Below are 11,428 nucleotides of genomic sequence, written 5' to 3'. Positions count from 1 at the left end.
GGACCGGCACATGCCCCACCTGCCACCGCGGCATCCCCGCTTCAGCTCCGCCAGAACACCACCCACGCCAGCCAACCTAACGAAGTACTACTAGGGTCTGCCGGGGCTGACAACGACCGTCGAACTCCTGCGCCTTGATCCGCCGGACAGGCCCTGGACCGGTCCGCGTCACCCCGGTTCGAACAGGTGTGAACCGGGCGACGGGGGAGACCCGGGCGCACGTCGGCGAACCGTACGTGGCGCGCAATCCTCATGAGACCGTGACGTCTCGGGCCGGTCGGTACCCCGGGCTGTCGTGGATACTGGCCGAAGGTTTAGGGTTCGGTCGCCCGCAGCTCAGCAACCCTCGAGCGGGCCCGGACCAGAAGCGACAGCGCGGTGTGCGGCAAGGCCGGGAGGGGCCGGCCGTCGTCGGCACACGACGCTTTTGGGGGGCTTGGAACCTATGGACCCGAACACCCGGGAACCCGAGGACATGGGCCATGGCGGCGACGGCCACGTGCCGGGCCGGCGCCCACCCAGGGATTCCCTCGCATCCGACTTCGTCCAGCACGCACCCGCACCGGCCCGCACGGCGCGGCTCGTCTCGGGCGACTTCCTTTTCACCGTCAACCCCGTGGACGGCAGCGAGATCGAGGCCTGCCCGCCCGGGGAGCACCCCGACCGGCCGGGCAAGTACACAGCGGCCGAGCGCGCCGAGCACGACCGCGCGGTGGGGCCGCCCGTCCCGGCCGGCCCGGCGCCGTCCGCACAGCCGCTTCTGGAGCGCCAGGACGAGCGCGAGCAACTGGTACGGCTGCTCGCCCGCGGTCGCTCCGTACGCCTGACCGGGCCGGGTGGCTCCGGCCGCACCAGCCTGCTCGACCTCGTCGCCGACGACTGCTCGGACCTCGCCCCCGACGGCGTCGTCCGCCTCAGCGGCCACCGCCGCACCGCGAGCGACCTGCTGTACGACCTCTTCCACGCGGTGTACAGCGCGCCGCGGTACCGGCCCGACCGGGACGAACTGCTCGCGTACGTCCGGGAGATCGGCGCGGTCGTCGTGGTGGACGACATCGAGGTCGGCGGTGGCGCGCTCGACGAGCTGATCGACGCCACCCCCGAATGCGCCTTCCTGATCAGCGCGACCCCGGACGTGCCCGCGCCGTCCGCCGAGTCGGAGATCGAGGAGGTCTCCCTCAGCGGCCTGGACCGGGCCGGCGGAGTCGAACTCATCGAGCGCGCCGTCGCCCGTGTGCTCACCGAGGAGGAGGCCAACTGGGCCGGGGACCTCTGGTTCGAGTCCGAGGGCCTGCCGCTGCGCTTCGTGCAGGCCGGTGCCCTGCTGAGCCAGCACGACCACCTGCGGGCCGGCACCAGTGCCGTCGAGGAGTTCGGCGTCTTCGAGGACGCACCTCCCGCGGACGCCGTCCTGGACGGGGGCGACGGCGACGCCGTACCCCTGCCCTCGCTCGGCGAGGCCGCCGCGCCCGCGCCGCTGCTCGCCTCCCGGCTGAGCGCCTCCGCGCGCGCCACGCTGCGGTTCGCCGTGGCGCTGGGCGGCGAGGTGCCCCACCAGTCGCACCTGCCCGCGCTGGTCGGCGACACCCACGCCGACGCCGCGCTCGGCGAGCTGGCGAGCTGCGGCCTGGTCTCCCCGGCCGGCTCCCGCTACCGGCTCGCCGCTGGCGTGCTGACCCAGCTGGAGGCCGCCGGATACGCCGACGACGCCGAGGAGCAGGCCCTCACCGCGGCCCGCCACTACACCTGGTGGGCCGGCCACCCCTCGGTCACCCCGGAGCGGGTGTGCGCCGAGGCGGACGCCGTGCTCGCCGCACTGGCCGTGCTGGTGCCGGTCACCACGCCGTCCGCCGGGGGCGAGGAGAGCACGGCCGTACGGCTCGCCCGCACCGCCGCACCCGCGTTCGCCGCCGGCCTCGACTGGAACGCCTGGGAACGGGCGCTGCGTTACGGCACCGAGGCCTCCCGGCTCGCCGGAGAGGTCGCCGAACAGGCCTACTTCCACCACGAGCTGGGCATCATCGCGCTCTGCGGCGGCCAGCTGGACCGGGCCCGCGCCGAGCTGGAGGCCTCCATCGGGCTGCGCGGCGCGCTCGCCGACAAGCGCGGCACGGTCGCCGGGCGCCGCGCCCTCGCCCTGGTCACCGACCGCTCCGGTACGGCAGTGGGCCTCGGCGCGACGGCGGGCGAGGAGGTGCCGGACGCCCGCACCGAGGAGTCGGCGTCCCCGCCCGGCGGGGTGCCCGCGCCCTTTCCGGCGTTCCAGCAGTCCGGCGGGGACGCCTCCACGCTGGTCACCCACCAGGCGGCGGCCCCGGGTTCGCCGCACGCCCCGGCCAAGCACCGCGTCGGCATCAAGGGCCTGGCCCGGCGCAACCTCGTGGCGGCCGGCGCGGGCGCGCTGCTCGCGGCCGTCCTCGGCACGGTGGTGACGCTCGGCGCCACTTCCCAGAACACCCCCGACACCCCCTCCGACAACGTCAATCCGTCCGCCGGCCAGGACGTGGACGACGGCGGCCTGGGCGCCGACACACCGAAGCAGGGCGGCAGCGGGGGAGGGGACACCGGCACGGCGACCAGCCGTCCGACGGACCCGGGCCACGAGTCCGCCTCCGGCACGTCGGAGGACCCGGCGCCGGGCGGCGCCGAGCCGTCGGAGAGCCTCGAGCCGTCCGGCGCCGGCACGTCCTCGGGCTCCTCGTCCAAGCCGCCGAAGCCGTCGGGGCCCGCCGACTCGTCGGGCGGTGGCACCGGCGGGAAGACCGGTGGGTCGACCGGCGGGAACTCCGGCGGCTCCACGGGCGGCGGCACGCCGGGCGGAAGCAGCGGAGGCCCCTCCGGCGGCGGCACCGGAGGCCCCACGAGCGGCGGCGGCTCCTCCGGCGGCGGCACCGGCGATCCCACGGGTGGGAGCTCGGGAGATCCCAGCGGCGACCCCTCGGGTGGGAGCACCACGGGCCCCACCGGCGGCACCGACACCGGCTCGTCCGGGGAGCCGTCAGGCGGCACCACGGCGCCGACGTCCGGCCTCTCGGCCGGCCCGCCGGCCGACGTCTCCGAGAGCGGTGCGGCTCCGGAGTCGTCCGGCACAGCGACGCTCGCCTGACCCACGAAGAACCGGGGGCCGGGTCCGTATGACACGGACCCGGCCCCCGGCGTCGTACGAGTGCCCTGCGGCCGTCCTCAGAACAGGCGCAGCTTGTCGTCCTCGATGCCGCGCAGCGCGTCGTAGTCCAGGACCTGGCAGCCGATGCCGCGGTCGGTGGCGAGGACGCGGGCCTGCGGCTTGATCTCCTGGGCCGCGAAGACGCCGCGGACCGGGGCGAGGTGGGGGTCGCGGTTCAGCAGTTCGAGGTAGCGGGTGAGCTGTTCCACGCCGTCGATCTCGCCGCGCCGCTTGATCTCGACCGCGACCGTCCGGCCCTCGGCGTCCCGGCACAGGATGTCGACCGGGCCGATGGCCGTCATGTACTCGCGGCGGATCAGCGTGTAGCCCTCGCCGAGCGTCTCGATGCGGTCGGCGAGCAGTTCCTGGAGGTGCGCTTCCACGCCGTCCTTGATCAGCCCCGGATCCACGCCGAGTTCGTGCGAGGAGTCGTGCAGGACCTCCTCCATCGTGATGATGAGCTTCTCGCCCGCCTTGTTGACGACGGTCCAGACGCCCTCCTCGTCACCGGTGCCCTCCTTCAGCGTGCACGGCGGGGACATCCAGTTCAGCGGCTTGTAGGCGCGGTCGTCCGCGTGGATCGAGACGCTGCCGTCCGCCTTGACCAGGATCAGACGGGGCGCTGACGGCAGATGGGCGGTGAGCCGGCCGGCGTAGTCGACGGCGCACCGGGCAATGACGAGACGCATGGTCGGCAACGCTACTGGACGGACGGCGGTGCGCGCGATTCGCCCGGGGGCCTTCCACCGGGCGTCCGCCGGGACTCCCCATGGGTCGCCCCTTTTTTCCCTGGATCACCCGTGTTCACTTGTGGCCGATTGTGTGCCCAACTAGCCCGGTCTGTATATGCATTCGCCTGGTGGGCGTCCGTTCTTGTGCCTACCGTAGTGAACGGGAGGTCGCGACCCGTGTACTCACCGTGTTGGGAGTCGTGTGCCCCCATATCTGTCCGGCAACCCCTGTTGTTCGGGGGTGCGAGAGGAGAACCCATGTCGCTCGACGTCTCACCGGCCCTACTCGAAGCGGCCGAGCGAGGCGAGGTCGACGAAGCTGACTTCGTCGACTGCGTCCGGACCTCCCTGCCCTACGCGTGGGAGATGATCAGCTCCCTGGTGGCCCAGCTGAAGGTGGACGGCGGCCAGTTCGCCGACAACCAGACGCCCCCGCCGGACGAGCAGGCACGCGGTCAGCTGCTGCGTGCGCTGGCGAGCGACGCCATACGCGGCGCGCTTCAGCGGCACTTCGGTGTGCGGCTCGCCTTCCAGAACTGCCACCGGGTGGCGGTGTTCCCGCTGGACGCCTCGGTCGACGAGACGCTGGCCCGTTTCACCTCGGTGCGCAACCAGCTCCTCAACCAGTCCCCGGAACTGCGGGACTGCTGACGCCGTGAGTCGCCTGCTTGCCGCTCCGTGCGCGGGAGGTGCTTGGAGTACAGGGGCGGCAAGCTTCCCACGACGCGCTCCCGGTCAGCGGAGGTGGGGCAGTACCTCGGCGCCGAGCCGTCGCAGGTTCTCCTCCGTCGCCGCCAGATCGCCCGAGCCCTCCGTGAACAGGGCGAAGCGGGTGATACCGGTCCGCTCGGAAGTCGCCGCGAGCCGGTCGGCGCACAGCCGCGGGGTGCCCACCGGGTGCAGCCCGCAGAGCAGTTCGGTGTACTCCAGTGGATCGCGCATCCTGCGGGTCCGGCCGTCCACGGTGACATGAGCGTCCAGCCCCTGTTTCAGCCAGCCCGGCATCGCCTTCAGCAGCGTCTCCACCGCGTCCGTGCGCCGGTCCGCGATCTGGCAGACGCCCGCCGAGACATGGGCGGCGCCCCGGATCTCCTCGCCCGGCCGGCCGGCCGCCCGCGCGCACCGCTGCCACAGGGCGACCATCTCGGCCTTCTCCTCGTCCCCGATGTGCATCCCCAGCAGCATCGGCAGCCCGCGCTCGGCGGCCAGCCGCACACTCGCCGGGGAGGTGCAGGCGACGACGACCTCGGGACCCGGGACCTGGGTCAGCGCCTCCGACGGGCGCGGTACGACGGGGACCTCGCGGAAGGCGAACCGTTCTCCCGAGGCCGACACCGACGGCTCACGCAGCCAGCGCACCAGCAGGTCCAGCGACTCCGGGAACCCCTTCTCGTACGCCTCCAGTCCCATGCCGAACACTTCCAGGTCCACCCACGGGCCGCCGCGCCCGACGCCGAGCGAGAACCGTCCGCCGCTCGTCACGTGCAGCAGCGCCGCCTGCTCGCCGAGCGCGACCGGGTGGACCGTGGGCAGCACGCTGACCGCCGTACCCACCCGCAGGCGGCGGGTGCGGCCGAGCAGCAGCGCGGCCAGGGTGATCGCCGACGGGCACGTCCCGTACGGGACGAAGTGGTGTTCGCCCAGCCAGACCGCGTCCAGCCCGGCCTCCTCGGCGACCTCGGCGGAGCGGACCGCCCGGTGCAGCGCCTCGCCTTGGCCCTGGCCGGGGAACTGGGCCGCCAGCACGAAACTTCCTACGCGCATTGCTCTTTCCTGCTTCCTCGGCTCCGACACGGAGCTCCCCCACCCGGCATAACCGGGCGACACGTGCCGAGGACACGGCTTGGCGAAGAGATTTGCGGATTGTCTGCGGAATGGGTCGTCCGGGAAGGGGACTTGTGGTGGTTGGTTCTCCCCACCCGGCCGTGGTGGGGCCGCGTAGGCTGGAGAAGGTCCCTGTCTCCCATACAGCTTCGTGAGGTGTCCCGTGTCCCCCCGCCGCAACCGACCCAAGGATGGGAGAGGCGCCGCCTCGTCCGGCCGGAGCGCCGAGGACGACACCGCGGGCCGCTACGGCGGCTGGCAGTCCACCGAGAGCTGGCAGGGCGAGGACTTCAGCGTGCGCCATGTCGCGGGCTCCAGCACCGACGGCAAGTCGTACCGCTGCCCCGGCTGCGACCAGCTGATCCACTCCGGCGTCCCGCACGTGGTGGCCTGGCCCCAGCACGCGGGCGTGGACGACCGCCGGCACTGGCACAAGGCGTGCTGGAACGCCAAGGACCGCCGCACCACGCGGGTGCAGCGGTCCCGTAACGCACCGCGGTTCTAGCCGCGGTTCCGGTCGCTCAGACGTCCCGGCTCCGCAGCAGGACCCAGGCGCCGGCGAACGCGGCGGCGGTCGCGGCCAGGAGGATCCACAGCGGGTCCCAGCCGGTCGGGCCGGAATCGGTGAGGGAGTTGGAGTAGAAGACGCTCAACTGGTTCGGGATCGAGTACTCGAACAGGAACTGGCGCACCTTCTCCAGCGAACGCGTGAACATGAACAGCGCGATCACCAGCGGGGCGAGCACGACGCCGATCATGATTGTGATGGCGCCCGCCGAATGCCGCAGCACCGAGCCGATGACGAGCGAGAACAGCCCGAGCAGGGCCATGTAGAGGCTGACGCCCACCGTGGCCTTGAACCACTCGGCGCCGGTGGGCTGCCGGGCGCCGGTGCCGTCGAGCATGGCCGTCTGCGCGAGGCCGACCAGGCCGCTGGAGACCAGGGTCATCGTGAAGGCGACCAGGAAGAACACCACCGCCTTGGCCGTGAGCACCCGCCCACGGCTCGGGCACGCCGTCATCGTGGTCCGGATCATGCCGGTGCCGTACTCCGAGGCCGTGGTCAGCACGCCGAGCGTGATGATGCAGATGCTGCCGAGCAGCAGCCCGAAGAAGCCGAGCGCCAGCATGTTCTCGTCGCCCCGCACCTCCCCCGAGGCCTTGGTGACGAGCAGGCTGGTCAGCAGCCCGATCCCGACCACGAGCAGGATGAACACCCCGAGCGTCCACATCGTGGAACGCACCGACTTGATCTTCGTCCACTCCGAGGCGATGGCGTGTCCGAGGTGCGTAGGGACGACGGGGATCGGCGAGGTGTAGCCGGAGTGGGGGGAGCCGGCCGCCGCCTCCCAGGCGGGCGGCGCGGCCTGCGGCACAGGCGTCTGCGGCGTGCTCATCGGGCGTCCTCGGGCTTGGTGGAGTCGGCGGCGGGGGCGGGCGCGGCGGCCGGCGCGGACGGCTGCGCGGGCGCTGCGGCGGCCTGCGGCGCGGGGGAGGCGGGCGCGGCGGCCCCTGCATGCGGCGCGCCGACGGGCTGGGTGGGCACCTGGGGGGCCTGCTGCGCGCTCTGCGCGTACGGGTTCGGGACGCCCGCGTTCGGGGCGCCGTAGGGGCCGGGATGGCCCGCGCCCGGAGCGGCGTACGGGTTCGGCTGCGCGCCGGGGGCGCCCTGCGGGCCCGCGAACGGCTGTCCGCCCGGCTGGGGCGCCGGCGGCGCGTACCAACCGGGCTGGCCCTGACCGGGAATCGGCACGGGCGGCTCGGCACCGGGCGGCAGGGGCTGCATCAGCCCGGCCTTCTGGTCGATGGTGGAGCGGTAGTCGACGACCCCCTGGGTCATCCGCATGTACGCCTCCTCGAGCGAGGCCTGGTGCGGCGACAGCTCCCACAGGCGTACGTCCGCCTCGTGCGCGAGGTCGCTGATGCGCGGCAGCGGCAGCCCGGTCACGCGCAGCGCGCCGTCCTGCTCGGGCAGCACGTGCCCGCCCGCCTCGGTCAGCGCGGACGTCAGCTTCTCCCGCTGCTGCGGCTCGGTGTCGGGCGTGCGGACCCGCGCGAAGTCCGCGGAGTTCGCGGAGATGAAGTCCGTCACACTCATGTCGGCCAGCAGCTGCCCGCGCCCGATGACGATCAGATGGTCGGCGGTCAGCGCCATCTCGCTCATCAGATGGCTGGAGACGAACACGGTCCGTCCCTCCGCCGCGAGCGACTTCATCAGATTGCGCACCCAGAGGATGCCCTCGGGGTCGAGACCGTTCACCGGCTCGTCGAACAGCAGCACCTGCGGGTCGCCCAGCAGCGCGGCGGCGATGCCCAGCCGCTGGCCCATGCCGAGGGAGAAGCCCTTGGAGCGCTTCCTCGCCACGTCCTGGAGGCCCACGACCCCGAGCACCTCGTCGACGCGGCGGGCCGGGATGCCGGACATCTGCGCCAGGGACAGCAGGTGGTTGCGCGCGGACCGGCCGCCGTGCACCGCCTTCGCGTCCAGCAGGGCGCCGACCTGGCGGGGCGCGTTCGGCAGCGTGCGGTACGGATAGCCGCCGATCGTCACCGACCCCGAGGTGGGGTTGTCCAGCCCCAGGATCATCCGCATCGTCGTCGACTTGCCCGAGCCGTTCGGACCGAGGAAGCCGGTGACGGCACCCGGCCGTACCTGGAAGGAGAGGTTGTGCACGGCGGTTTTGTCGCCATAGCGCTTGGTCAGGCCGACTGCCTCGATCATGCTCCGCACCCATCGAACGGTTCAGGTAAGCGGGGCGCACGCCCCCGTAAGGGTTAGGAGGATATCCGGGCGCTGACGGTTCCGCCCAAGAGAAAGTAAAAGCGTGCCGGCTCAGGCGTCCCGCTTCCGCAGCAGTACGTACCCTCCGGCGAGCGCCGCGATCACCCACAGCAGCATGATCCCGAGGCCGCCCCAGGGGCCGTAGGGGGTGTCGTCGGCTTGCGGAACCACCTGCATGATGCGGCCGCCGGCCTGGTCGGGCAGGAAGCGGCCGACTTTCTTCGTCGCCGATACGTTGGCGAGGATGTTGGAGATCAGGAAGAAGAACGGCATCAGGATGCCCAGCGACAGCATCGGCGAGCGCAGCATCACGGTGACGCCCATCGAGAACATCGCGATGAGGGCCATGTAGAGGCCGCCGCCGACGACCGCGCGCAGCACGCCCGGCTCGCCGAGGGAGGTGCCGAGCGATCCGAGCATCGCCTGCCCGAGGAAGAACGAGGCGAAGCTGGTGACCATGCCGACCACGAGGGCCAGCCCGGTCGCCACCGCGACCTTGCTCGCCAGGAAGGCGCCGCGCTGCGGCACGGCGGCCAGCGAGGTGCGGATCATGCCGGTGCTGTACTCGTTGGACACCACCAGCACCGCGAACACGATCATCGCGAGCTGTCCGAGCCCCATGCCGGCGAAGCTGATGTAGGTCGGGTCGAAGGTGAACCGGTCCCGTTCGTCCATGCTGTCGAACGCGTTCTTCGACAGGGCCGAGATCAGCATGCCGAGGGCGATCGTGACGACCGCCGTCAGGGACAGCGTCCACACCGTGGACGCCACCGACCGGATCTTGGTCCACTCGGACCTGATGACCTGAGTCGCCGCCATCGCTCAGCCCTCCTTCTTGCTGTCGGCGCCCCACGGCTGCGCGGGCGCCCCTTCCGGCACGGCCTCGCCGGTGTGCGCGTGGTACTCCACCGACCCGGCCGTCAGCCGCATGAACGCCTCCTCCAGCGACGACTGCTGACTGCTCAGCTCGTGCAGCACGACGTGGTGCTGTGCGGCCAGCTCGCCGATGCGCTCGGCCTTGCCGTCCTCGACCTGAAGCAGCCCGCCCTCGCCCGGCACGGCCGTGATCCCGGCCTCGTGCAGCACGTCGAGCAGGCGTTCGCGCTGCGGGGTGCGGACCCGGACGTGGGAACGGGAGTTCCGCTCGATGAAGTCGGCCATGGAGGTGTCGGCGAGCAGCCGACCCTGGCCGATGACGACGAGGTGGTCGGCGGTCAGCGCCATCTCGCTCATCAGATGCGAGGAGACGAACACCGTACGGCCCTGGGCGGCGAGGGACTTCATCAGACCGCGGATCCAGTGGATGCCCTCGGGGTCGAGTCCGTTGACCGGCTCGTCGAACATCAGGATCCGCGGGTCGCCGAGCAGCGCGCCGGCGATGCCGAGCCGCTGGCTCATGCCGAGCGAGAAGCCCTTCGCCTTCTTCCGCGCCACCGGGGTCAGGCCGACGGTGTCCAGCACCTCGTCCACCCGGCGGGTGGGGATGCCGTTGCTCTGGGCCAGGCACAGCAGGTGGTTGTAGGCGCTGCGTCCGCCGTGCAGGGCCTTGGCGTCCAGCAGCGCGCCGATGTACGTCAGCGGGTCCTTGAGTTCGTGGTAGTGCCGGCCGTCGATGCGGACATACCCGGAGGTGGGACGGTCGAGGCCGAGGACCATTCGCATCGTCGTGGACTTCCCGGCGCCGTTGGGTCCGAGGAACCCGGTGACGGTGCCCGGCCGGACGGTGAAGGTGAGGCCGTCGACCGCCGGCTTCCCTCCGTACCGCTTGGTCAACCCCTCCAGTTCGATCATGCCGGACACGCTAGAGCGCCGCGAAGCTCTCCGCCACCCCTGGGGCGGAGAGCTTCGCGGTCAGCGGCGGATGTCAGCCGCAGTCAAACCCGGTGAACGCGGGTCAGCGGGACTGCTGGGCCGGAACGCCGCGGGAGATCGGCTCGTCCTCGGTCGGCGCGCCCGCGGCGGCCACCGCGGCACCGGTGAGGGTCGCCAGCATCTCGCGCACGTTCGTCAGCTGAGCGTTGATGGAGTCGCGGCGGTTGGTGAGCGCCGCGAGCTCGCGCTCGGATTCCGAACGGATGCGGTCCGCCTTGGCGTTGGCGTCGGCCACGATGTCCTCGGCCTGGCGCTGGGCCGTCTCCACCGTCTGGCGGGCGCGGCGCTCGGCGTCGGTGCGCAGCTTCTCCGCCTCCAGGCGCAGCTGCTCGGCGCGGTGCTCGATCTCCGCCAGACGCTTCTCGGCCTTGGCCTGACGGGAGGCCAGGTCGCGCTCGGACTGCTCGCGCCGCTTGGCGAGGTTCGTCTCGAAGTCGGCGGCGGCCTGCGCGGCCTTGGCGCGGGTCTCCTCGAAGAGGGCGTCCGCCTCCTCCCGCTTGGACTGCGCGTCCTTCTGCGCGTCGGCGCGCAGCTGGGAGGCCTCGCCCTTGGCCTTCTCGACGATCCGGACGCCCTCGTCCTCGGCCTTGCCCTTGCGGTCCGCGGCGAAGGACTCGGCGTCGTTGCGAACCTGCTGGGCCGCCGACTCGGCGAGCTCGCGGTGCTGCTCGGCCGCGCGCCGGGCCTCATCACGCAGATCCTTGGCCTCCTCCTCGGCGAGGCGGAGGATCTTCTCGACCCGCGCGCCGAGGCCCGCGTAGGACGGCTCGGCGTCGCCGACCTGGGCCTGGGCGTTCTGCGTCTCGAGGTGGAGCTCCTCGATGCGCTTCTCCAAGGCGGTGATGCGGGCGAGAGCACTGTCACGATCGGAGACGAGCTTGGAGATACGTTCGTCCACCTGAGCGCGGTCGTACCCACGCCGCACAAGCTCGAAGCCGTAGGGGGAAGTGTCGCTCATGGGGTTCCTGTCCGAATGAGACCGGTGAGGTGATAGGTGGAATCCTAGGGGCCGAAGCGGTGTGTCATCGAGCGGATACGTGTTTGATCTGGAGA

The 11,428-nt window shown here is 72.1% G+C and carries 10 protein-coding genes; 3 read left to right on the top strand and 7 right to left on the bottom strand.

Annotated features, from left to right (window positions below):
* Positions 1-445: 445 nt before the first annotated feature.
* On the top strand, positions 446-3,106 hold the full coding sequence (locus ACIQFZ_RS35915) for an ATP-binding protein (protein ID WP_383059736.1): 2,661 nt from the start codon (positions 446-448) through the stop codon (positions 3,104-3,106).
* 77 nt (positions 3,107-3,183) lie between these two features.
* Here the strand turns inward: ACIQFZ_RS35915 and nucS are convergent, their stop codons facing one another.
* On the bottom strand, positions 3,184-3,855 hold the full coding sequence (gene nucS, locus ACIQFZ_RS35910) for an endonuclease NucS (protein WP_225075599.1): 672 nt from the start codon (positions 3,853-3,855) through the stop codon (positions 3,184-3,186).
* 300 nt (positions 3,856-4,155) lie between these two features.
* Between nucS and ACIQFZ_RS35905 the strand changes: the two genes are divergently transcribed.
* Complete coding sequence (locus tag ACIQFZ_RS35905) at positions 4,156-4,548, top strand: SCO5389 family protein (protein ID WP_225075600.1); 393 nt, start codon at positions 4,156-4,158, stop codon at positions 4,546-4,548.
* Positions 4,549-4,632: 84 nt separating this feature from the next.
* Here ACIQFZ_RS35905 and ACIQFZ_RS35900 read toward each other — a convergent pair whose 3' ends face one another.
* A complete protein-coding gene (locus tag ACIQFZ_RS35900; RefSeq protein WP_365425657.1) occupies positions 4,633-5,661 on the bottom strand; it encodes an LLM class flavin-dependent oxidoreductase in 1,029 nt (342 codons plus the stop codon).
* Positions 5,662-5,884: 223 nt separating this feature from the next.
* Between ACIQFZ_RS35900 and ACIQFZ_RS35895 the strand changes: the two genes are divergently transcribed.
* Complete coding sequence (locus ACIQFZ_RS35895; protein WP_365425655.1) at positions 5,885-6,226, top strand: ATP/GTP-binding protein; 342 nt, start codon at positions 5,885-5,887, stop codon at positions 6,224-6,226.
* A gap of 16 nt (positions 6,227-6,242) precedes the next feature.
* Here the strand turns inward: ACIQFZ_RS35895 and ACIQFZ_RS35890 are convergent, their stop codons facing one another.
* The 5 genes from ACIQFZ_RS35890 to ACIQFZ_RS35870 all read right to left on the bottom strand — a co-directional run bounded on the left by ACIQFZ_RS35890 (position 6,243) and on the right by ACIQFZ_RS35870 (position 11,333).
* Positions 6,243-7,118, bottom strand: coding sequence for an ABC transporter permease (locus tag ACIQFZ_RS35890; protein WP_383059734.1), 876 nt, complete (start codon positions 7,116-7,118; stop codon positions 6,243-6,245).
* The gene (locus tag ACIQFZ_RS35885; RefSeq protein ID WP_402693193.1) at positions 7,115-8,443 is read right to left on the bottom strand and encodes an ATP-binding cassette domain-containing protein; all 1,329 of its coding nucleotides are present in this window, start codon (positions 8,441-8,443) and stop codon (positions 7,115-7,117) included. The genes ACIQFZ_RS35890 and ACIQFZ_RS35885 overlap by 4 nt, the downstream gene beginning before the upstream one ends.
* 111 nt (positions 8,444-8,554) lie before the next feature.
* On the bottom strand, positions 8,555-9,322 hold the full coding sequence (locus tag ACIQFZ_RS35880; protein WP_365425650.1) for an ABC transporter permease: 768 nt from the start codon (positions 9,320-9,322) through the stop codon (positions 8,555-8,557).
* Positions 9,323-9,325: 3 nt separating this feature from the next.
* Positions 9,326-10,294: an ATP-binding cassette domain-containing protein gene (locus ACIQFZ_RS35875; RefSeq protein WP_365425648.1), complete on the bottom strand. Its 969-nt coding sequence runs from the start codon at positions 10,292-10,294 to the stop codon at positions 9,326-9,328.
* Positions 10,295-10,397: 103 nt separating this feature from the next.
* Positions 10,398-11,333: a cellulose-binding protein gene (locus ACIQFZ_RS35870; protein WP_365425647.1), complete on the bottom strand. Its 936-nt coding sequence runs from the start codon at positions 11,331-11,333 to the stop codon at positions 10,398-10,400.
* Positions 11,334-11,428 lie beyond the last annotated feature (95 nt).

It is taken from the genome of Streptomyces sp. NPDC093064 (assembly GCF_044754605.1).
In the GTDB taxonomy this organism is placed as follows: Bacteria; Actinomycetota; Actinomycetes; order Streptomycetales; family Streptomycetaceae; genus Streptomyces.
The sequence above is the reverse complement of the archived record's forward strand: the minus strand, read 5'-3'. Positions and strand labels throughout refer to the sequence as shown.